The 21,436-nt window shown below is 50.9% G+C and carries 17 protein-coding genes, 1 pseudogene and 1 other annotated feature; of the genes and pseudogenes, 15 read left to right on the forward strand and 3 right to left on the reverse strand.

All coding sequences use genetic code 11. The features are described 5' to 3' along the window. The first annotated feature begins 101 nt into the window (after window positions 1–101). The 8 genes and pseudogenes from ACFFK0_RS28130 to ACFFK0_RS28165 form a co-directional block, all read left to right on the forward strand. Window positions 102–2,621, forward strand: a complete 2,520-nt coding sequence (locus tag ACFFK0_RS28130) for a hypothetical protein (protein WP_377474275.1) — start codon at window positions 102–104, stop codon at window positions 2,619–2,621. Then, window positions 2,618–3,124, forward strand: a complete 507-nt coding sequence (locus tag ACFFK0_RS28135) for a hypothetical protein (protein ID WP_377474277.1) — start codon at window positions 2,618–2,620, stop codon at window positions 3,122–3,124. The genes ACFFK0_RS28130 and ACFFK0_RS28135 overlap by 4 nt, the downstream gene beginning before the upstream one ends. Continuing rightward, on the forward strand, window positions 3,124–4,695 hold the full coding sequence (locus ACFFK0_RS28140) for a Hint domain-containing protein (protein WP_377474279.1): 1,572 nt from the start codon (window positions 3,124–3,126) through the stop codon (window positions 4,693–4,695). The genes ACFFK0_RS28135 and ACFFK0_RS28140 overlap by 1 nt, the downstream gene beginning before the upstream one ends. 249 nt (window positions 4,696–4,944) lie before the next feature. Next, complete coding sequence (locus tag ACFFK0_RS28145) at window positions 4,945–6,444, forward strand: alpha/beta hydrolase family protein (protein ID WP_377474281.1); 1,500 nt, start codon at window positions 4,945–4,947, stop codon at window positions 6,442–6,444. Window positions 6,445–7,040: 596 nt separating this feature from the next. Further along, window positions 7,041–7,300 (forward strand) — a binding site (T-box leader). Between the two features lie 57 nt (window positions 7,301–7,357). Beyond that, window positions 7,358–10,438 (forward strand): isoleucine--tRNA ligase, encoded by a 3,081-nt coding sequence (gene ileS / locus ACFFK0_RS28150; RefSeq protein ID WP_377474283.1) that lies wholly within the window; start codon window positions 7,358–7,360, stop codon window positions 10,436–10,438. Between the two features lie 119 nt (window positions 10,439–10,557). After that, window positions 10,558–11,337 (forward strand): Cof-type HAD-IIB family hydrolase, encoded by a 780-nt coding sequence (locus ACFFK0_RS28155; protein ID WP_377474285.1) that lies wholly within the window; start codon window positions 10,558–10,560, stop codon window positions 11,335–11,337. A 565-nt stretch (window positions 11,338–11,902) separates the two neighbouring features. Beyond that, window positions 11,903–12,331: a GreA/GreB family elongation factor gene (locus tag ACFFK0_RS28160; RefSeq protein ID WP_377474287.1), complete on the forward strand. Its 429-nt coding sequence runs from the start codon at window positions 11,903–11,905 to the stop codon at window positions 12,329–12,331. A 5-nt stretch (window positions 12,332–12,336) separates the two neighbouring features. After that, window positions 12,337–12,432, forward strand: a pseudogene (locus ACFFK0_RS28165) (SDR family oxidoreductase); the annotation flags it as partial. A 250-nt stretch (window positions 12,433–12,682) separates the two neighbouring features. On the opposite strand, the gene ACFFK0_RS28170 reads toward ACFFK0_RS28165, so the two are convergent. From ACFFK0_RS28170 to ACFFK0_RS28180, 3 genes are all read right to left on the reverse strand, one after another. Beyond that, the gene (locus tag ACFFK0_RS28170; protein ID WP_377474289.1) at window positions 12,683–13,723 is read right to left on the reverse strand and encodes a cytochrome d ubiquinol oxidase subunit II; all 1,041 of its coding nucleotides are present in this window, start codon (window positions 13,721–13,723) and stop codon (window positions 12,683–12,685) included. Continuing rightward, on the reverse strand, window positions 13,720–15,108 hold the full coding sequence (locus ACFFK0_RS28175; protein ID WP_377474291.1) for a cytochrome ubiquinol oxidase subunit I: 1,389 nt from the start codon (window positions 15,106–15,108) through the stop codon (window positions 13,720–13,722). Before ACFFK0_RS28175 ends, ACFFK0_RS28170 begins: the two co-directional genes overlap by 4 nt. Window positions 15,109–15,269: 161 nt before the next feature. Then, window positions 15,270–16,181 carry a LysR family transcriptional regulator gene (locus ACFFK0_RS28180; RefSeq protein WP_377474293.1) on the reverse strand — a complete coding sequence of 304 codons (912 nt, stop codon included), beginning with the start codon at window positions 16,179–16,181 and terminating at the stop codon, window positions 15,270–15,272. 135 nt (window positions 16,182–16,316) lie between these two features. On the opposite strand from ACFFK0_RS28180, the gene ACFFK0_RS28185 reads away from it, so the two are divergent. From ACFFK0_RS28185 to ACFFK0_RS28215, 7 genes are all read left to right on the forward strand, one after another. After that, window positions 16,317–17,207, forward strand: coding sequence for a DMT family transporter (locus ACFFK0_RS28185; protein WP_377474295.1), 891 nt, complete (start codon window positions 16,317–16,319; stop codon window positions 17,205–17,207). A 304-nt stretch (window positions 17,208–17,511) separates the two neighbouring features. After that, window positions 17,512–18,048, forward strand: a complete 537-nt coding sequence (locus tag ACFFK0_RS28190) for a hypothetical protein (protein ID WP_377474297.1) — start codon at window positions 17,512–17,514, stop codon at window positions 18,046–18,048. 183 nt (window positions 18,049–18,231) lie between these two features. Beyond that, window positions 18,232–18,813, forward strand: a complete 582-nt coding sequence (locus tag ACFFK0_RS28195; protein WP_377474299.1) for a TetR/AcrR family transcriptional regulator — start codon at window positions 18,232–18,234, stop codon at window positions 18,811–18,813. A gap of 13 nt (window positions 18,814–18,826) precedes the next feature. Beyond that, window positions 18,827–19,168: a DMT family transporter gene (locus tag ACFFK0_RS28200; RefSeq protein WP_377474301.1), complete on the forward strand. Its 342-nt coding sequence runs from the start codon at window positions 18,827–18,829 to the stop codon at window positions 19,166–19,168. Continuing rightward, window positions 19,168–19,482, forward strand: coding sequence for a DMT family transporter (locus tag ACFFK0_RS28205; protein ID WP_377474303.1), 315 nt, complete (start codon window positions 19,168–19,170; stop codon window positions 19,480–19,482). The genes ACFFK0_RS28200 and ACFFK0_RS28205 overlap by 1 nt, the downstream gene beginning before the upstream one ends. Before the next feature lie 109 nt (window positions 19,483–19,591). Further along, window positions 19,592–20,653 carry an autoinducer 2 ABC transporter substrate-binding protein gene (locus ACFFK0_RS28210; protein ID WP_377474305.1) on the forward strand — a complete coding sequence of 354 codons (1,062 nt, stop codon included), beginning with the start codon at window positions 19,592–19,594 and terminating at the stop codon, window positions 20,651–20,653. Next, the gene (locus ACFFK0_RS28215; RefSeq protein WP_377474307.1) at window positions 20,643–21,434 is read left to right on the forward strand and encodes a cache domain-containing protein; all 792 of its coding nucleotides are present in this window, start codon (window positions 20,643–20,645) and stop codon (window positions 21,432–21,434) included. The genes ACFFK0_RS28210 and ACFFK0_RS28215 overlap by 11 nt, the downstream gene beginning before the upstream one ends. The last annotated feature ends 2 nt before the right edge of the window (window positions 21,435–21,436 follow it).

A 21,436-nucleotide genomic window follows, 5' to 3' on the forward strand; every position in this document is an offset into this window, starting at 1 on the left:
TGTTATTATGGGAATATCAGGAAGACGGACATCATTGTGCTACACAATGGCGTCCGTCTTCTTGTGTATTCGAGCAGTTTATCCCACAAAGGAGGAAACTAATGAAACCGCTTCGCCTCGTCTACCGTCGACGTCACCCTCAAGGGACTAAGCTTCTTCGCGCCAGCTTCCACGTATTGACTCATGATTCGGAGGAGGGCTTTGTTCCGAATGCCGCCATGCCCTCGATCATCCTCGACCGCGGCGCGCTTACGGTTGGAAGGACGCCGGTCCACACCGCCACCTTCACCGAGGATCATATTACTTGGATCCAGCAGACACAGGATCGGTATACGAGCGGCCATCTGTTTATCCATGACGGCGGCCGGAGCGTCCATGGCGTCGTGTACCATGGCAGCACTCCTATGGATGCCGTAAGGCACGATATCGTGGGAACTGCAGTGAAACCAGTCACATATAAAACAACGATTACCCGAAACACGCATCCAGCCACGACGGACCCGTCCAAGCTTCCGACCGAGGAATGGGAAGAAGGGCTGCCGCTCACGATCTCCTATGAATTGAGTCTCGGCGAGAGCTTGCCCTCGCCTAAAGTCATGCTTGACGGTGAAGACGTTACGCTTAATACAAGCTGGAGTATCGATTCGCAAGACCGAACCGTGCTTACTGTGGAGCTGGACGATGAAATTTGCTTTATAAAAAATCAGCTGTATAAGCAAGCAGTCATTGCCTTTGACATGTATGTGCCTTTGCCGGAGGGCATGGGGAAAATCAGTGCCTTATGCAGCGAACCGGAGTCGAAGGAAGCTGCCGAGGTTCGGTTCTGGAAGGCCGTCCCCGTGCAGCATCAGGTGCTATTCGCAGAGCTTCCGTTCGAATCGATTGCCGCGCACGATGTTCTCGCCGCGCCGACCGAATTGACTATAAACGAATTGATGACGATTTTGCCGGATCAATCGGTGAATGACGACAGCAATTCCATGCTGATGCGCAATATGAAATGGGCGATGGGGCAAGACGATACGCAACGGGAGTGGCTCAGTTCGTTTTTCGGACAGAAGCCGCCCGTAATCGACGAAGAGGATCAAGTGGCCTTAGTCAAGCAAAGCTTGGATTGGTATCAGTCCAAGTTCGCTAAGGCTTACCTGACCCAATCCTTCCAGGAGTATGCCGGACCGAACGCCCCTTCGCATCGACTCGATGACGCACTGGCCAAAAAGCTGGACAGCTTCCTGAAGGAAGGCCTTGCGGCGTCTAAGGATTTCAATGTTCAGCACCAAGGCATTTTTGTTGACGCTTATATTGGTGCGAAGCCTCGCCTAAGGGTCTATATTCAAAATGGAGGCGAGAAGTGGGCGAAAGAGCTCTACGAGGTGCTGACGAACTCCCCTCAGTTCGTACTGATGGTGAACCGGGTCAGCGGGGCCTCCGGCGACCCGGCCAAACTGGCTCCGCTGAACAACTTTGCTTGTTTGCTTACCGCCTTGCAGCCCTCCGGTGAGTTAGCCCGCAATTATTATAAGTCGGTCATGACGGGGGTCATAGTCAAGCTTGTGCCGCAAACCTCGCAGAACGATAAGGACACGATTATGGAGTGGCTGCCGACGGCGATGCAGGAAATGTTCCGCAGGCTTGCGAACGGAGAGCTGCCTGAGGAAATCGACATTTCGAAGCAGGAAGCGGAGGAGCTATATCAGGAATACTTGAAGCATCAGAACGAGATCACCAGCTCGGTGGCTGAGTTGATGCAGGCGATCATTGCCTCCAATCTGATCAAGAAGGTAGAGCAGATGGAGGAAGGCTTCAAGGAAATCGTACAGAAATATCCGAAGCTGGCCAAGGCAGCCAAGCTCTTCCTGGTGATCGGCTGGATTGGCGGTCTTGCTTCCATCATTACTGCCCTGGTCAAGGGTGACTGGAAGAAGATGACCGGTGTAGAGAAGGGGGAATTCGTTACAGAATGCGTACAGTCGGTTATTCAAGGCTTTGATGCGGTGCCGATCCTGTATAACGGCGTCAAAAGCGTGTCTGTCTCAGCCTTTAATAAGCTGATGTCGAAATTCTACTCCCCGGAGCATCAGAGTGAAGTGGAAGGCCTTGGGGAGAAGCTGACGGAGGAGAATCAGGATCTGATTCCTGCCGTGAGCGAGGAGCTGCAGCCGCTGCTCAACACGGCCGAAGGGGCCTTGGGCGAAGGGACCCTTTACGCGCGTTTATTCGGGGAGAGCATCTTGGCCGGCGTCCTCAAAATAGTCGGCGCAGTGGCTGCGGCGGCGATGGCCGGCTGGAGTTTGTGGCAGCTTGTCAACGATATCAAGGCGAGGGGCTCGGTCTCAACCATTGTCTTCGATTCGTTGATTTTCACAGCTAACTTCCTTTCGGCGGTCTGCTTGGTAGCCGACCTGTTCGTCGCGACCTCTTTCTTACCAATCCTCGGAGCGGCACTAGCCATCGCCGGCATCTTCATTGCCTTCCTGGCGAATTTCTTCGAGACGCCCAAGAATCCGATAGACGACTTTATGGTCGATGTAGGGATTCCGTTCGTTCAGGGGCTGCCATCATTGAAATCGAACGCAGCTCCGGTTCGCGTCAATCTGGTGGTCTCGCCGGTACTTGCATGAGGCCGTGGCCCATTCCCGAATCGCTCGCTTTCCTGGCTGACGGCCCGGTAACCTCTGTATTCGATACCCGGGTCTCGAGCGGGCGTCATTCCCCGGATGCGCTGCTCCCGGGATTGCCGTTTCTTATCGGATTCGAGTGGCCGCCTGAATCGGCGGCCCCGGTGCCGATTATCCGTCTCGATCAAGAGGATTGCAGCTTATATGCCGCATTGACGATGGAAGAAGGAGACCGCCTCGTCATCGACATTAATCTGTCGGAGATCATGGATATCGTCTGCCGGAGCAAACCGGGAATGTACTTGAAGGCTCAGGCGGTCATCGATTCCGACGGGCGCCATTTTAACGGAGGAGTGGCTTCCACCTGTTCCGATATGGCTGGCGATAAGCCTTATCTATGGAAAGGATCGGTTCATTCCGGTACGGCACTGGACCGCCGAATTCTAGAAGCAGCCGCATGGCGCATATCGTGGATTGCGAACAGGCAGAGGGAGGAGGGAGTCTAATGAGTGTCAGCACGATATTCCATTCGATCGTCAGTGCAGGAGAAGGGACGAATTTAACTCTGAAGGACGCAAGTGAAGACGACCTCAATACGCTGATCGCCATGGAGGATAGTGAGGTGCGAAAGCAGACGGGCGTTTGCTTTACCGCTCAGCTGCGAGCGCATCCCGTCGTGCATGGCACGTTCTTCGCAAATGAGGGCGGACCGCCGGTACAGGCTCAGGACCCTGACGGCTGGATTGGCAAGACCGCCGCCGCCTTGGTCGCTCTATCGCTCGCCCACACCTCCCAGCACGGGTTCGCGCAAACGGTGAACGAAGGCTCGGCGAGGGCGTTTCTTGCATCAACACTGCGTCCCGAGCATGCTGGCTTCGTAGCGCTGGCGAAAGTGAACTACGAGGCGCTGTTTCCCATTTATTGCACGTATCATGAAGTCAGCTTTAAGAGATTTCTTGACGATCAGCCGGAGAGCTGGGGAAAGAAGCTGGCCGACCGGCTGACGGATAAGGCCTTCGCCGCGAAAGAAATGCTTACCTTCGATGCCGATCCGAATGGGTTTTATCAGAAACTGTATATGAACTTCTATAAGGTCCATCGGCTGGCCCCCGGACAATCGGACCGCGTCATGCAATTCTGGGATCAGCTGCTCAAGGACAAGGGAACGCATGGGCCTTGGGAAATTTATACGTATATGCAGGCCGATAAATTTTCCGAGCAAACCTTCATGAATGAGGTGCAGTCGGCCATCAATCACTCCACGGTGACGGCCACGCGCACGGAAACGCTGGGCTGTACGGGCGGTCCGGCCGCTCATTGTACGACCACTCAGGTGCCCAGTCAATTCACCTACGGCATTCCGGTGGCCGAGTGGCTGAAGCGGAATCGGTTTGAATTTCTGACCGGCGTCACGCCGCATAATGTCGAGGATGTGCACGGCGGAGGAGGGGGATGCTGCTTCACGAAGGGGACACCCGTCCTGCTTGCCGACGGCACGAGCAAGCCGATTGAGGAGGTCGCCGAAGGCGAGGCGATCTACGGCCGTAACGGGGTTATCGTGCATCGCAGCAGTCAGAGCGTTGTGTGGGACTTGGAGCACAACGAGCTGCTGTTCGGCATCAACGAGTACCCGCCGTTTTTCAATGCATCGCATCCGTTTCTGACGAAGGACGGCTGGAAGGCGATTTCGCCTGCGGCTGCGAGAAGGATCAATCCAGATCTGAATATCACCAGGCTGGAAGTGGGGGACGTGCTCTATCAGGTCGATTCCGTCGAGCCGTTCAGCTACAAGGAAGTGGAGATCCAAGAGATCACCCGAACGGTCGGCGACCCGACCGAACCCATATACTCCGTTCATTTGCAACGGGAGAATGCCGGGTATCATGCCAACGGCTTTTGCGTGGCGGTCAATTATCCGAACATTACCGAGGACAGCTTCGTTCGGGCATTCGCTAGGCTCAGCTCGGCCGAACGCACATTGATTCGTAAGAGTCTGGCTCCGATCATGCCCTTGCTAAAGGTTGGTATGGGCAATTTCGTCCAGCAGGTGCTGGACCGATCCCTTGCAGACCGTTAATAAACAGACATAGGATGTATGGCCGTATCTGTGATGAGCTAATTCGTCGGGGTACGGCCTTTTTTATATTTTACGCTATCGAGATGTCGACTCAGAAGTCATGATCGATTCCATTAGAGGTAACTGATACATTTTGAATTCCGAATCCGTCTTTATACTGAAGCAGCGAAAGGAAGGGGGGCTGCGGCTAGCCTGGCAGGCAAGATTGCAACGAACAAAAGGGAAAATTTTTTAAAAAGGAGACTTGAGGTGAGATTGTTTGAACTGTTCCTTTTTCTGTCAAACATCGGCTTATTTGCTTTAATAGTCCTATTAAAAAAAGGACGGCGTAGAATTCCAGTATTCGTTGCAAGCGGGATCGCCACACTTTTACTGGTTATTCATTGGACGGTGGAAGGATACAGAGTTCAGCTATTTTTCCCATATTGCATAACGATCGTTTTTTTAGCCATTTCAGGTTATAGCTATTATAAAAAATCCGGCCCCCACAAAATCCCGCGATTCATGCTGGGATCGGCTTATACCGCTATAGCGATCATGCTGGTCGTAACAGCGGGTCTCATGTATGCTTTTCCTGTATGTAAACTACCTGAACCGACAGGCGAATTTAAGGTTGGAACGCAAACTTTTCATTTCGTGGATACAAACAGAGAAGAGGTTTTCGACGAAACTACAGATGGTAAGAGAGAATTGATGGTTCAGGTATGGTATCCGGCTCAAGCTGGCATGGGCAAGTACGCTTCCTTTATTCCCGATAACCAGATTTTGCATTATATGGCTGCGGACTATGGCCTTCCCGGGTTTACGTTTCAACACCTGAAGTACGTATCCAGTCATGCTTATTCGGGGGCCGAAGTCTCTTCGGCACAGACTTCATATCCGCTGATCCTTGCGAGTCCCGGCAACGGCTCTTCCAGGTTCCTCCACACGTCGCAAGCCGAAAATCTCGCGAGTCACGGGTATATCGTAGCCGTGATCGACCACACCTACAATACATTCGCAACCGAGTTCCCAGACGGGCGAATCACGACCAGCACAACCGACGACATATTTTCGCCCGGCGATGATTACCAGACGAGTAGAGGAAATCGCGACAAGTTGGGAAAAGTTTTAACCGACGATGTGGCGTTTGTGTTGGACCAATTCGAGTTCATCCAATCGGGGCGGATTCCAAGTCATCTAAAAGGGAGGATTGATCTCGGTCATGTCGGGGTGTTCGGTCATTCCATCGGCGGAGCGACGGCCTATGACGCTTCTTTCGATCCGCGAATCGCGGTTGGAATTGACCTTGATGGAGGACTTTATCGGCTGCGTGACAGAGAGGGTCTGCGAAAGCCGTTTTTGTTCATCAACTCGGAAAGCTATTTCGAAAAATTAAAAAGGGTGATGGATAATCGGGTATACACGGATGCTGAGCTTATCCGTATGGGCTCGACAAGAGAGTGGGAAGATCAAGTAACGGAAGATAAAAAGCTGGAGCTTGAACGGATGCGCGAAACGGTCGACGAAGGAGGAGAAGTCCTCTATATCGAAAATACGGAGCATTTGAATTTTGCCGACGCCCAGTTCATTTCTCCGATTTTCAACATGCTGGGCATTACTGGAACGATTGCGCCCGAAAGAGCAAGCTCCGTTATCAACGCCTATATGCTGGATTTCTTCGATATGTATCTGAAAAATCAAGGCGGAAGCTTAATGAACGGACCGGATAGCCGCTTTCCGGAGGTGAAGTTCGTAACCTCGCTGTAAAGAACGGGGTTTAATATCCAGTCAACAAAATCAAAGTCCTTGAAATTCAAGGGCTTTTTGTTTTTGGAAGCATAAGTTTGCCGCTAGAGGCAGTAGTAATATCGGCAGGATTATTGCGCTTGACGGCATCCGGATTGTCATCTATCATGCGTATGGAAAGGATTGTACACTACGGTGGTATTTGGATGAAGATGATTCAGCTTTACATCAGCTCCTTTTTGCAAAGTGATCCCGTCAATTGATGGCGCTTACAACAAGATGGTCAACTACCGGCGAGAGGATTATGTCGTAATAGCGGTTAAGTGAATATTTGAAACCTGATATATTTTTTTAGGAAGGAATATGTATTGTTTTTGTTGAAAAACATGAAATATTTACAAATTGTATACGTAGGAGACGAGCTGCAGTGAAATCACCATTGAGCTTAATTGAATCGCTCCACGGGTTCTACTAGACGTAAAGGCCGGGTATACGATCGGCACGCGGCTGACCTCGTCCAGCCTGCTAATTAGTCTATATCCAGACTGGCTTTCCGTTCGTTAGAGTTGACATTTTGTTGAAATTGGTGTAAAAATGAACTAATTGAATACCCTTATTCAAATTCATTGACGAGAAAGAGTATGCTAAACCCCTTGTTCCCCAGAGAGTTGGCCTTGTGCTGAAAGCCAATGTTCAAGAGTTAGCGGAAAATCCTCTCCGAGAAGGAAAGCCGAAGAAAGTGAAGTAAGCTGACCCGGGATCCTGCCGTTAAAAAGGACGCGTATGATGGTACGTAGTATGAGGTGCCGTAAGATTATATACATGATGATCATTACGGAACAAGGGTGGTATCGCGAGATGAAATCTCGTCCCTTACGGGGCGGGATTTTTTTGTTTTTCCAGAACAACCTTTTATTGAGAAGGGATGGTATGCATGAGAAGAGTTGATGTCAAAGAGAAGGCAAGAACTCGTGAATTGCGCGTTCTTGAGCAGTGGAAACAATCGGAGACTTTTCGCAAATCGATCGAAAACCGAGATGGAAAACCGAACTTTGTTTTTTATGAGGGACCTCCTACTGCAAACGGAAAGCCACATATTGGGCACGTGCTTGGACGTGTCATTAAAGACTTCATCTGCCGCTACAAAACAATGTCCGGTTTCCGTGTCGTTCGCAAAGCCGGATGGGATACGCACGGCCTACCTGTTGAGCTTGGCGTTGAGAAGCAGCTAGGTATCTCAGGCAAACAAGAGATCGAAAAATACGGCATCGCTGAATTCGTAAAGAAATGTAAAGACAGTGTGTTCGAGTATGAAAAGCAGTGGCGCGAGCTGACCGAAGCGATCGGCTATTGGACGGATATGGATCATCCATACATCACGCTGACGAACGATTATATCGAGAGTGTTTGGAATATTTTGTCCGTCATTCATAACAAAGGATTGCTGTACCGAGGGCATCGTGTCAGTCCGTATTGCCCGGATTGTCAAACGACTCTCAGCTCTCACGAGGTGGCGCAGGGCTATGAGGATGTCAAGGATTTGAGTGCCACGGTCAAATTTAGAAGCAAGCAAGGCAGTGAAATATTTCTCGCTTGGACGACAACCCCCTGGACGCTTCCGGCAAATATTGCACTGGCGGTAAATAAGGACATGGATTACGTGAAAGTTAAGCATCATGGTGAAGTCTACATTGTCGCAGAGAAGCTGGTGGAGAAGGTCCTGAAGGCAGATTACGAGATCTTGTCCAAGCATAAGGGCTCGGAATGGGTTGGGATTCCTTATGAACCGCCCTTCGGTTATATTGACGTAGGCAAAGGACATATCGTTGTGGATGCCGATTATGTCAGTGATACAAGCGGCACCGGGATCGTCCACCTGGCACCTGCCCACGGGGAGGACGACTATCGCACCGCCAAGGAGCACATGCTTGATTTCGTGAATGTCGTCAATTCCGCAGGCTGTTATACCGAACAGGTTACGGACTATGCGGGGCGTTTCGTTAAGGATTGCGATATCGATATTGTGAAATGTTTGTCCGAACGCGGCTTGCTCTTTTCCAAGGAACGTTACGAGCATAGCTATCCCTTCTGCTGGCGGTGCAAATCTCCGCTGCTCTACTATGCAATGGAAAGCTGGTTTATCAAGACGACAGCGGTTAAAGAAAAGCTGCTCGAAAATAACAGAACTATCAACTGGTATCCATCGCATCTCCAAGAAGGGCGGTTTGGAAAATTTCTGGAGGAGCTCATCGATTGGAACATCAGCCGAAACCGCTATTGGGGTACACCGCTTAATGTATGGGTATGCCCGGATTGCGGGTCCGAATATGCACCCGGCAGTCTAAAGGAGCTGATGGAGAAGTCGGTTCAGCCGCTAAGTGAAAACCTGGAATTGCATAAGCCTTACGTGGACGAAATTTATGTGCACTGTTCCTGCGGCGGGAGGATGCAGAGAACGCCGGAAGTCATCGATGTCTGGTTCGACAGCGGATCGATGCCGTTTGCGCAGTACCATCATCCGTTCGGGGATGAGAAGCTATTCCGTGAGCAGTACCCTGCGGATATCATTTGCGAAGGTATAGACCAGACAAGAGGCTGGTTCTTCAGCCTATTGGCCGTCTCTACTCTCTATAACGGTAAATCTCCATATAAAGCCGTTCTTTCAACCGGTCATGTGCTTGATGAAAGCGGCCAAAAGATGTCCAAGAGCAAAGGAAATGTTATCGACCCTTGGGAAATCATCGAAGAATTCGGTACCGATGCATTCCGCTGGGCCTTGCTGTCCGATAGTGCTCCTTGGAACAGTAAGCGATTCTCGAAGCAAATCGTAGCTGAAGCTAAATCGAAAGTGATCGACACATTGGTTAATGTTCATTCGTTTTATGCGCTGTATGCAACGGTTGATCAATATTGCAAGGAAGACCATCCGAAGCTGGCCTCCGCGAACGAATTGGACCGCTGGATCTTGTCGCGGCTGAACAGCACGCTGCAAGAGGTTACGAAGGGTCTCGAGGTGAACGACTTCTTGAATCCGGCGAAGCATATCGAAGTGTTGATCGATGATCTCAGCAATTGGTTCATCCGCCGTTCGCGTGACCGTTTCTGGGGCGGTGAAATGACCGCGGATAAGGTATCCGCTTATCAGACCCTGGAGGAAGTATTGCTGACGATGGCCCGAATGATGGCTCCGTATACACCGTTCCTTGCAGAGGATATTTTTGGTAACCTGGGAGGAGAGGGAAGCGTTCATCTGGCGGATTTTCCGAAAGCGAATGAATTCGCCCGAGATCATAACCTTGAAGCTGAAATGGGAACCGTGAGGCAGATCGTCGAGCTGGCGAGAAGCATTCGGAATGAAACTGGAATTAAGACGCGACAGCCGTTGTCGGAGCTGATTATTATGCATAACCGCGAATGGAACTTGGCCAGGTTCGAAGAGATCATTAAGGACGAAATAAATGTGAAGGAAATTCGGATCGAACGCAGCGATAGCGATTTTGTCGATGTGAAACTGAAATTGAATTTGAAAGTAGCCGGCAAAAAGTATGGTAAATTCGTCGGGGCTCTTCAAAACCGCTTAAAGGAACTGACCGCTCGGGAAACCAGACAAATCGTCGATGATGGGTTTTACAACATCGCGATTGACGATGAACATTTTCATATTTCAATTGACGAGCTGCTCGTAGAGAAACATGCGAAAGAGGGCTTCGCTTCGGCAGCCGGCTACCAAATGAATGTCGCTCTGAATACGGTAATCACGGAGGAGCTATATCAAGAAGGCGTTGTTCGTGAAGTCATTCGCGCTGTTCAGGACTACCGGAAAAAGCTGGATCTGCCGATTGAGAAACGCGTGAACCTCGTACTTGATGCGGATCCGCAGGTGAAAGCAGCCATGGAGCGGTTCGAACACGTATTGAGAGCAAACGTGCTTCTGACAAGTATCCGATATGGAGATAAGGCAGGAATGGAAGTGGTTTCGATCGAGGGGAAGCAGGTAGGGATGTTTATTGAGTAGCTCAATTTGTGGGGAAGATTCTTTTCATATGGATCTTGAAAGTTTATCTATTTTGGTGTGTACTTATAAGATTAGAAGCTGGACTAGATCATATTTCCAGGGATAAGGAGTGGGCCGTTATGGGTTACAAAATTGTATTTTTCGATATCGATGGCACGCTGCTTAATGAGGACAAGCAGATTCCTCACAGTACTGTAGCTGCAATTAAACAACTCAAGTCGCGCGGAATTGAACCGGTTATCGCGACAGGAAGAGCGCCATACTTCATCAAGCCGCTCACCGAACAACTGGGAATCGATTCGTACGTGTGCTTTAACGGCGGCTATGCCGTTTATCAGGGAGAACCGCTGCATAGACGGGTTATTTCGAAAAGCAGCGTCGAAGCGTTGGTTACATTGGCCGCCAAGCATAAACACGCGCTGGTGTTTGAAGGGGAGCACGCTTTCTTTGCCGATGCGGAGGAGCATCCTTTCGTAACAAGCTCAGTCTCTTCTCTGAAGGTGGATATGCCGGGGTACGACCCTCATTTCTGGAAAACAAACGATGTTTATCAGATATTTTTACATTGCGAAAGCAAGGATGAACATCTGTATGAGGAACTGCACTCAGAGTTAAAGCTGATCCGTTGGCATGAGCATGCGATGGATGTGCTGCCGGCAGGCGGTTCCAAGGCGCAGGGGATTGCCGCGCTTTTGAAGTTGGTCGGTTTGACGCCCGGTGAAGCGGCGGCATTCGGCGACGGCTTGAACGATAAAGAGATGCTCTCGTTTGTAGGCTTCGGTGTGGCGATGGGCAATTCGCACCCGGATCTGCTGCCATATGCCGATTACATTACGAAGCATGTGGATGAAGAGGGAATCCGCATCGGATTGGTCAAGATGGGGCTAATAGCCGGATAAAACAATCGATGTCATCCGTCCCACATAACGTGGACAGCGGGCTTTTGCCGATTTTATCCCCAAACATTGACAGTCGTATTAATTGGTGGTATAGTGTCGTAAACATAAGACATTCCGCTATTACAGCGGGGTGTCTTGTTGTATTTTTAAGGATATTTTACATTAAATGTATTTCTCTTGTCGGGAGGTGAGATCCGTGCGAATTATGATTAGATTGAAGATACCTAATGATCCTATGTGAAAATTAGGAAAGCGCTGGAAGTATCAACTTCTTTGTTTATCGATCTAAGGAGAGTACTCATAAATAACCTACAGGTGGTAAGTAATAATGGCTACTTTTTTCAGAGTACTTTCAGTTATCTCTGTGGTTCTTATCGCAGCAATGCTGGTGATGGTAGTCCTTCGGAGTTTGTAAGAAGCTGCGGAATGGAGATAAGTCTTTGTGGGCTTGATCTCACGTATCGAAGTGGCTGCGCAAGTCGGGTGAAAAAATTTTGACGGAGGTTTTGCTCAATGAGCCGTACGGAACGATTTTGGAAATCAATCACATGGGGTGGAATATACGATGAGCCATAGTCAATTGTCCGATCCTCGAGGCAGGCTTGTTAATCAGCTCATTTATTTTGATGAACAAATGCCCATGATTCTTCATTCTTACACTCCTAGAGAGAAAAAGATCATGCAGGAAAATATTGAAAAGTACAAGAAGCTGCTTGTGAGTTTCCTGCAATTAAATGACGCCGATCTTCTAAAGACGTTAAACACAGTTACCTTAATTGGAAGCAGTGTTACGATTTGTTATGAAGAAGAAGGAACAAATGAAGCATTTACAGTTGTTCTTCCGTCAGAGATCGATCCGGACCAAAATAGGATATCCTTCTTCTCTCCAATCGGCATTCAATTATTGTCGAGAGCCAAAGGTGAAACCTTCATTCTGCAAACTCCACAAGCCGAACACTCCGTTCGGATTATCGAGACGAAACTATTCGAATAACAAAAAAACTTGCGAAGGTCGCTTTATTCCTGGCTTCCGATGACTCTAGCTTCGTCAACGGAACCACGATTACGGCAGACGCTGGCTGGACGGCATACTAAATCATAAACCCGCCATTTAAGGCTGCTTCCCTTCAAAGAGAAGGTAAGCAGTCTATTATTTTTATACAAGTGTTCAAACCAACATGCCGACAACCTTTTTATAATTTGCAAATTCGTCTGTATGACTAATTTCCGTGTACATGCTCTTAGAGATAAAAGCGCGCTTTCAATGAGGAAAGCTCGCGGCACCGCTTCCCCGCATACCCCCGCTGCACGCGTGAGCCTTGTATGGCAGCAACCCTCAAGCCGGCTACTCCTGCCGCAGATACCTCTTGTCCTTTAAGAAGAGCCGCCAAAACAAAATAAAAGACGGTACCATTACCAAGGCGCCGAGCGTATATCCGATCAACAGCGATTGGAACATGAGCTTGTTGGTGAATCCTTCCTCGATCGTCATGATCGGATACACGATATAAGGATAGTGCGCCCTGCCGTACGCGAAGCTGGCCGAGGCATACTGAGCGATGACCAGCACGATCGCAAGCCGAGGCCGTCCGATTCGTCCGCCGCCGGCGTGCCAGAACAACGCGGTATAGCCCAGCGCGAACGCCGCGACCGATAAGCCGAACAAGGGTACCTGCCGCTCCAGTTTGGCGACAATCCACTGCGCTTCCGGCACCATCGTATAGGTTACCAGCACCGCGGTCATCAGCGTCAGAGGTCCTAGCAGCAGCGATGCCCGGCGATACACGGCATAAGCGGCTTCGTCCTCCGCTTCACGGGCGTAATCCGCCAGGAACAACGCCGCCAAGAACAGCTCCGAGGCGAAGCCGAACGCCAAGTGCGCATATTCCGTCGGACTGGACAGCAAGCGGCCGTAGTCCAGCTGCGGCCCGTCCGGCGTCATCACAATGAAGCCGCCAAGGGTCGTCGGCAGTACACTGACGAGCAGAGCCGGGATCAGCATCCCCGTGATGCCGGACACCACTCGCAGCAGCCCCCGGTACTTGTCCGCCGAATAAGCAAATACCATGAACGTGCTCCGCACGGTCAGCAGAATAAGCACAAGGCAGACAGGCACGAGCAGCAAGGAAGCCAGCACATACATCGCACGCGGGAAGAACCCGACCAAAGCGACGACGAACAGCACCAGAAATACGTTGGTTACCTTCCACGTCGGCGACAAATAACGGTTGGCCAGCTCCGAGGCCCGCGTCTCCCGGCCGCGTCCATACAGCATAGCCCAAAAGCCCGCGCCAAAATCAATCGATCCGAGAATCGAGTACGTAAACAGCAGCACCCCGATGATCAAGATCCCGATCGTCGCATCATCCGGAGACAGTCCGCTCATGCCGGAGAGCCTCCCAGCCGGCCCCCGCCGATTCGCTTCTTGTGCAGCGATGCCGGCGCTTCCAGCGGATGCTGCAGCTCAGGTGCGACCGGGTGGCGGTGAAAATAAAACCTCATAACGAAAATCGTCACAACCAGCAGAAACGCATACAGCGAGACGAACAGCACGAACAGCCCGGCCAAGCTTTGGGCATGAATCGCCGCCTCCGCCGTACGCTGAATATGGTAAATCGTCCATGGCTGCCGTCCCGTACAGCTGAATATCCATCCCGTCTCGATTCCGACGATGGAAAGCGGACCCGTAATCGTGCCAAGGGCGAGCAGCCAGCGCGGATACGGTCGCTTGAGCCAAGCCCGCCAGAAGATCGCGCCGAAAGCGAGGGCCATGAGGAATACCCCGATTCCAACCATCAGATTAAACAAGGTATGAACGTAGAGTGGCGGCCACGTATCGCGCGGAAATTCGTTCAAGCCCTTTACCACGGTATCGAAGCGATTGCCGGCCAGAAAGCTAAGGGCCCAAGGAATTTCGATGCCGCCGCGCACCCGTTGTTCGCTCTCTACGGTCCAGCCGCCGATAGATAGCGGAGCATAAGCCGTTGTCTCGAACAGGCCTTCGGCCGCTGCAAGCTTCTCCGGCTGATGATGGTGGAGCATTTGGGCCGTGGAATGCCCGTTAGCCGAAGAGAGGAGCGCCATCGCCCCGCCGATAATCAGCGACAGCATCAGCGCCTTGCGATGGTAGGCGGCTTCCCGCTCCTCCAGCTTACCCCGCAGCAGCTTATAAGCGGCGATCGACGTCACGGCGAAGGCTCCCGTCAAGTAGGCGGTCGACAGCACATGCATCGATGTAATAAAGAAGCTCGGATTAAATACCGCCGCCCAAGGATGAATGTCGGTCACCTGCCCGTTCACGAGCTGGAAGCCGCGGGGGGTATTCATCCAGGCATGGGCGTCCGTTATCAGTACGGCGGATGCACTTGCGCCGACCGCCACCAGCACAACACTGACGATGCGCATAACCGGCGACAGCCGATCGGCGGCATACACATAAATGGCCATGAACAGCGCTTCCAGGAAAAACGCCCAAATCTCTACCTGGAACGGCAGCGCGATCACTTGGCCGACGATTTCCATGAACCCGGGCCACAGCAAGGCCAGCATGACGCCGACGATCGTCCCGGACGGGATAGCGACGCCGAGCAATATGCCGAAGCCCCTCGTCCACCTTTTCGCTAATACCGCATAGTCACGGTCCTTCTTCCAATGAAACAAAATTTCCGCAATCACGATCATAAACGGCAGCCCTACACCTAACGTGGAGAAAATGATGTGAAATGCCATCGATGTTCCGAACAAGGCTCGAGCCATTTCGGTTGTACCCATGAGTGGACCTCCCCCTGATATTTCCATATTACTATGGCGCACCGGGACAGGGATTATGCACGGACCTGTGCTCAATAAGCATTTGATCTTGGGTTATTTGCGGCGGGAAGGACGGGTTCTTTCAATTATCGAATGAACTTAAGAGCTGGAGGTTCAGTAGGTCAGAAGTCCGCCGGAAACCCGCTGCTCGTACTGCAGGTGTTTCTCTGCGAATAGTCTGTACGTTCCTGCAGCATCTCGAGGAACGCGCGAAGCGCGCCCGAAGGAATAGTGTCTTTGCGGGTGACGAAGACCGTCTCGGAACGGCGGAACGGTTCGGAAACGGCATGGATGCGAATGCGTCCTTCCATCCCGGCCTTGCGGACAACGTCCCGTGCCAGCATGGAGATACCGAGACCTGCAGATACGCCGCCGATGATCGCTTCAATTGTGCCGAATTCCATAATGATGCCGGTCGGTTTGCCGTTTGCCTCCAGCCACCGCTCAAACACGTTTCGGATGCAGCATCCTCCTGGCAGAACCAGAATAGGCTTCGTCATGGCTTCTTCAATGTCGGTGATGGCCGGCGAAGTGAAGACAACGAGTTCTTCCTCGGCCACTTTCAGCATCTGAAGTTCGGGATGATTGACCGGATAAGTGACGAACGCTCCGTCGAGTTCGTATTGGAGCACCTTCTCCACCATATCCCTAGACGACCCGGTTGCGAGCGACAGCACCACCTTCGGGTACCGGTTGCCGAAATTGGCCAGCAGCGCCGGAAGGTAAACAGCCGCGGACGTCTGGGTCGAACCGAGTTGAAGTGGGCCGTGAGGCTCGGAGGATAGGGACATTGCCTTACCGGCTTCATCCAGGAGACCGATGATTTTGTCAGCATAGCTGAGAAGCATTTTGCCGCTTGGGGTCGGTGTCATTCCCCGGTTGTGCCGATGAAATAGAACGGTCTGCAGTTCCGTCTCCAGCTGCCTGATCCGTGCCGTTACGTTCGACTGCACATAACCGAGACGTTCGGCGGCCCTTGTAATGGAACCTTCCCGGACTACGGCCTGAAAAACGCGAAGATCCGAACTCTCCATCTTGTTCTCCTTCCCCTGGGTTCTGCTATCAATAATAATGAACACTGCTTTCATTTTCAATCATTTTACATGAAAACAGTTCGGGAGTACAATGACGTAAGTCAAATCTTGGGTATGTTGCTAGGAGGAGAGAAGATGAACAGATTCGCTTATATTGGGCTTGTGCTTGCTACGACTTTTCTGATGGGCGTGGCGTTCCCTGTCGGGAAAATCGGACTGCTCTATTCAACGCCATTCCTGCTTATGGGAATCCGCTTCGTTCTTGCCGGAGGAGGTCTTGCCCTATTTACCGCCAAAAGGCGGCAGCCCCGCGGATTACGGCAGTGGCTGCAGGCGGCCGTGGTCGGGCTGTTCCAGTCCGCCGGGACTATGGGCTGCGCATATTACAGCATGCGATGGATCACATCGGCTGAATCGGCCATTCTTACCTTCATGAATCCGCTGCTTGTCGTTATACTCGGAACGGTTTTTGCTGGGGCCCGATATCGGCCGCTGCAATGGCTCGGAACGGCGCTCGGCTTTGCCGGCGTGGCATTCAGCTTCGGATTTCAAGTGGGCTTTAATACGGGGACCTTCATCGGTTTTGCCGGTGCTGTTTGCTTTGCGGCGGCCACCCTGCTGATCAAACGCTGGGGACCGGGATTCGATTTGACCGTGTTTACCGCTTATCAGATGCTAATTGGTGGTTTCATCCTGCTCTTGTTAAGCGCATTGACGGAGCATCCTTATTTCGAATGGAATGCGTCTTCCGTTACTGTGCTGCTCTGGCTCGCTAGTATGTGCTCGATCGTTCAATTCTCAGGATGGTTCTATTTGCTGAAAAACGGCGATCCCGGAAAAACGAGCGCATTATTGTTTCTCGCACCAATATTCGGAGTGCTGTCAAGCTGGGTACTGCTCGGGGAAAAGGTGTATGTGGAGACCATAGCAGGCGGACTTCTCGTGTGCATCGGGATTTTCTTTGTCAATTGGGAGGGCCGGCCGCAGGCCTGGCGTACCAAAAAACTGCTGCGCGAAGCGCGCTAAGTGTTTGCTTCTGTCGAAAAACAGGCCGAGAGTCTGCATAATGACCCCGTGTACCGCCACGGGATCCCGAATGGCCAAGCTGTCCCTATGAATGGCGAAGAGGGAGGCGATACGTGCCCCTGTTCAGTTCAGGATGGGGGAGCTACTGCGGATCGAGGACGGCAGCTCCTTTAAACTATTTTCTACACGATTATGCCGCTTTTATTATTTCCCGGGAACTGTTTGCTTAAACGAGTTCTCATGAAGGCAGTTGAAGAGGTCAAATGTATGGGTTGAGCTAAGTTTTGGAATTACTCTTCATTGTATGTCCATGAAGGGATGGGGAGATTCTAAAAACAAAAAAGAAGGTGCAATCAAAGTGTCAATTCAAAATCGATGGTTAATCAACATTGCGATGGTGGTCGCATCGTGGCTGACACTGCCTCTGATGAGTTCGCGCAGCATAAAAAGATTTCTTCCCGCAACCGTCATGATTTTAATAGTCGAAATGATTCATGCTCGTTTTGGGAAGAAACGTAGATGGTGGGTTTTCTACCGCAAACCCGATTCGATTCTTTTTAACGAGTTTCCTTTTCAAATCGGGCCTTTTGTTGTAACCTCCCTATGGATTCTAAAGTGGACTTACGGCAATTTCAGAAATTTCTTATTGGCCAATGTGGTGAACAACGCGTTTTTTGCTTTTGTCGTAACGGAATTCGGACAGCGAATAAAATGGTATAAGCTAGTAAAATTTAATCGGTTGGAATTTTTTCTGTATTTCTATCAAAAAGCCTTCTTGTTATACTTCTTCCAATATCTCATTGAAAAAAGAAGGTCCTTACACAATGTTAGAATCGAATAGCCTAGTGATACGCGGCAGCCGACAGTGGCTGCCTTTTTTGTTTTGACGGTATACCGATGAAGCAACATGGACGGAATGTGTGACACCAAATAAAAAAAATTGAACTTCGACAGTCACTATGGTAAAGTGGCAAGCGTTAGTCAAAAACTAACGACCGGTAGTTAGTGACTTGGGGGAATGTATATGACAGCGCAAAAAATTATGAATGTCGCGCTTCGCCATTTTGCAAGAAATGGATATGAGGGCGCCTCGCTTGCAGATATAGCTGCAGAAGTAGGGATCAAGAAACCTTCGATTTATAACCACTTCAAGGGCAAAGACGACCTATTTATGGCGGTATATCAGGATGCGGCGAAGAGAGAGCTGCATTTTGTTGAAGGGTACCTGAGGCCTGAACATAATGTGCGGCTGGAACAACAGCTTTTCGGCTTCTTATCCGGATATAAAGAGCGGTATGAGAAAGAAGAGAGTACGAAGTTTTTCTTGCGGATGTCATTTTTTCCTCCCGTTCATTTGCGGCAGCAATCGATACAGCTGAGCTTGTTTTATATCGACCAAATGGCTGATCAAGCCAAAGTGCTGTTTCAATCCGCGAAGGAAGACGGCTTGGTCCATGCAGACGTTACGCTTGAACAAGCGACCGGCGCCTATATGGCGGTTCTGGATAGTATTTTTGTTGAAATGCTTTATGGCGATAACGATCACCTCATGAAACGACTAGAGGCTGCATGGCATGTTTTTTGGCGGGGTATAAGAACCATCTAAAGGAGGACTAAACATGAATCGCGGTTGGATTTTCATCATGATCGGTGCGCTATTTGAGGTAATGTGGGTCATTGGCTTTAAGCATGCGGATGATTTAGTAACCTGGGCGGGGACTGTTGCCGCCGTTGTCATTTCGTTTGGCTTAATCATTATCGCATCTACGATTTTACCTGTGGGTACGGTCTATGCGGTATTCACAGGGCTTGGGACGGCTGGAACCGTACTTTCCGAGATGATTCTATTCGACGAACCGGTTAAATGGACCAAACTATTTCTCATTGCATTACTTTTGGCGGGCGTATTGGGATTGAAATTAGTCGGCGGCTCCTCAACATCTAAGGAGGTATCGAGTTAATGGCCTGGTTATCATTATTTATTGCCGGATTATTTGAAGTAGTCGGTGTGCTCGGGATGAACCGGATCAAACGTGACAATAACGTACAGGCTTATCTGCTCTTTGCCGGGGGAATTATTCTAAGTTTCTTATGCTTGAGTTACGCAATGAGAAGCCTTCCGATGGGTACGGCTTATGCAATATGGACCGGCATTGGTACTGTCGGGGGCACTTTAGTTGGCATGTTTTTCTTCGGTGAATCCAAAGAATGGCGCCGTATTCTTTTCATTGCTATGGTATTAGCTGCTGCCGTCGGACTTAAGCTCATCTCTTAATATGCAAGGGGTGCCGGAAAGGGACGCAAATGCCAAAAGATAGATGGATGCAATTCGCGAAACGAGTATGTTACTCTGTATACAAATTAACAATGGATGAGGGTACAGCATGCTAAAGAGAATAAGCGGTCTCATCTTGATCGGCCTTCTGTTGACCGCCTGCACCGCGAGAAACGGAGAGCCGCAGTACGAGGTCATTTACAGCCTGGAAGCAAAAAAGCCGTCTGGTGCGGAACAAACTGGCGAAGCCCTACCGCCGGAGGGAATGGAGAGCTATACGATCGGCATCGTACCGAAGGCGATGGAGAACCCTTATTTCAACGCCGCCTATGACGGTGCACGTGAAGCTGCAGCCGATCTGGGGATGAAGGTGGTATTCCGCGGGCCCCAAACCGCCGATGCCGACCAGCAGGTGAAGGTGATCGAAGGACTTATCGCAAGCGGGGTCGACCTGCTGGCCGTATCGGCTAACGATCCGGCGAGGCTCGTCCCTGTCCTGAAGCAGGCTAAAGCGCAGGGGATCAAAGTCATTACCTGGGATTCGGACACGCTTCCCGAAGCCAGAGCATTCTTTATCAATATGGTGGACTCCGAGACATTGGGCCGGCATCTTATGGACACAATGGCTTCCCATATTCCGGAAAACAGCGAGTTTGCCATTCTAACCGGGGCGCTGTCGGCGTCCAATCTGAACGAGTGGATTCAGTGGATCCGGAAGCAGAGGGAGGAATTTTATCCTGACAAGAAGCTGGTAGCGGTTGTGCCGACGGATGACGTTCCTCAAGAGGCTTATGAAGCGGCAAAGCGGCTCTTGGAGGAGCACCCGCATTTAGCGGGCATTATCGGCAATTCGTCGATTGCGACACCGGCCGCGGCTCAAGCGGTGAAGGAGGCGGGCAAAGCAGGTGCCATCCAAGTCGTTGGGCTGTCGACTCCGCTCCTTATCGGCTCTTATCTGCAGGATGGCTCGGCCCAAATGGCGACATTGTGGAGTCCGAAAAGGCTTGGTTATTTGACCGTCGCCTTGGCGAAGCAGTATTTGGACGGACATCTTCCCTACAACGGCGAGGCTGTATACAATGTTGGCAATATCCGCGTGAGCGGCGATAAGGTGATCATGGGGGCGCCGCTTGATTTTACCAAGCAGAATGTAGGACAGTATGATTTTTGACGGTAAGCGGCAGGAACACCCGGAGGTTCATAAGCTGCGAACGAAAAGCCGGAAATTCCGGGATTTACGGCTCAGTACCAAGCTGATCATCGCGTACCTGTTTCTTACGGTCATTCCGATGTCGCTTCTCGGCTTCATTTCGTATCGGCAGTATACGCACTCGATCGAGGAGCAGAACGGCGAATATTTGCCCAAGCTGCTCCAGTATGCCGGGGCCAATATTGATAATTATATGAACGAATTGGCGGCTCTGCCGGAGCAGCTGTCCAGCTCCGATACGGTCATGTCCATCCTCCGCCGGGAATCGTACCAGAGCCAGGCGGATCTGAACAAGGACCGGTTCACGGTGAACAGCTACTTGGCCCGCACGTATCTGGAGGGAGGCAATCCGGACGTACTTGGCGTCTTCATTTTATCCAAGAACCGTCTGTTTCAAAGCACCCGGCTTCCCTATAGCGACTTTGATTGGGAGAAGATGCAGATCCCTTACGGACAAGACCTTGATCTTCGCGGCCAAGCCAAGGTTGTACTCCCGGGGGACATCGGACTTGCTTTCGAAAATAACGAGCCTTACCTCCTGATCTTGAAGCAGCTGAACGATATGGATAATCAGAAAACTCTCGGCACGATGTTCGTCGCTGTCCGGCTGTCGTTTATCTCGATCGCATCCTGCAGCATCTGGAGCGGACCGGCGGGGCCATATTACGGCTTCAGACGACGTCTGGGCAGATCATCTATGACTCGGATCGCAGCAGGATCGGCACAACCGATCAGGAGATAGCG

Origin of the sequence: Paenibacillus chartarius, assembly GCF_042432825.1 — a bacterium.
In the GTDB taxonomy this organism is placed as follows: domain Bacteria; phylum Bacillota; class Bacilli; order Paenibacillales; family NBRC-103111; genus Gordoniibacillus; species Gordoniibacillus chartarius.

Bases quoted from the DNA above. Each gene is read 5' to 3' on its own strand.
- ACFFK0_RS28140 (WP_377474279.1), top strand. From the start codon at position 3,124: ATGAGTGTCAGCACGATATTCCATTCGATCGTCAGTGCAGGAGAAGGG.
- ACFFK0_RS28215 (WP_377474307.1), top strand. From the start codon at position 20,643: ATGATTTTTGACGGTAAGCGGCAGGAACACCCGGAGGTTCATAAGCTG.
- ACFFK0_RS28180 (WP_377474293.1), bottom strand. From the start codon at position 16,181: ATGGAGAGTTCGGATCTTCGCGTTTTTCAGGCCGTAGTCCGGGAAGGT.
- ACFFK0_RS28160 (WP_377474287.1), top strand. From the start codon at position 11,903: ATGAGCCATAGTCAATTGTCCGATCCTCGAGGCAGGCTTGTTAATCAG.
- ileS (WP_377474283.1), top strand. From the start codon at position 7,358: ATGAGAAGAGTTGATGTCAAAGAGAAGGCAAGAACTCGTGAATTGCGC.
- ACFFK0_RS28155 (WP_377474285.1), top strand. From the start codon at position 10,558: ATGGGTTACAAAATTGTATTTTTCGATATCGATGGCACGCTGCTTAAT.
- ACFFK0_RS28170 (WP_377474289.1), bottom strand. From the start codon at position 13,723: ATGAGCGGACTGTCTCCGGATGATGCGACGATCGGGATCTTGATCATC.
- ACFFK0_RS28130 (WP_377474275.1), top strand. From the start codon at position 102: ATGAAACCGCTTCGCCTCGTCTACCGTCGACGTCACCCTCAAGGGACT.
- ACFFK0_RS28195 (WP_377474299.1), top strand. From the start codon at position 18,232: ATGACAGCGCAAAAAATTATGAATGTCGCGCTTCGCCATTTTGCAAGA.
- ACFFK0_RS28190 (WP_377474297.1), top strand. From the start codon at position 17,512: ATGTCCATGAAGGGATGGGGAGATTCTAAAAACAAAAAAGAAGGTGCA.
- ACFFK0_RS28210 (WP_377474305.1), top strand. From the start codon at position 19,592: ATGCTAAAGAGAATAAGCGGTCTCATCTTGATCGGCCTTCTGTTGACC.
- ACFFK0_RS28175 (WP_377474291.1), bottom strand. From the start codon at position 15,108: ATGGGTACAACCGAAATGGCTCGAGCCTTGTTCGGAACATCGATGGCA.
- ACFFK0_RS28135 (WP_377474277.1), top strand. From the start codon at position 2,618: ATGAGGCCGTGGCCCATTCCCGAATCGCTCGCTTTCCTGGCTGACGGC.
- ACFFK0_RS28200 (WP_377474301.1), top strand. From the start codon at position 18,827: ATGAATCGCGGTTGGATTTTCATCATGATCGGTGCGCTATTTGAGGTA.
- ACFFK0_RS28205 (WP_377474303.1), top strand. From the start codon at position 19,168: ATGGCCTGGTTATCATTATTTATTGCCGGATTATTTGAAGTAGTCGGT.
- ACFFK0_RS28185 (WP_377474295.1), top strand. From the start codon at position 16,317: ATGAACAGATTCGCTTATATTGGGCTTGTGCTTGCTACGACTTTTCTG.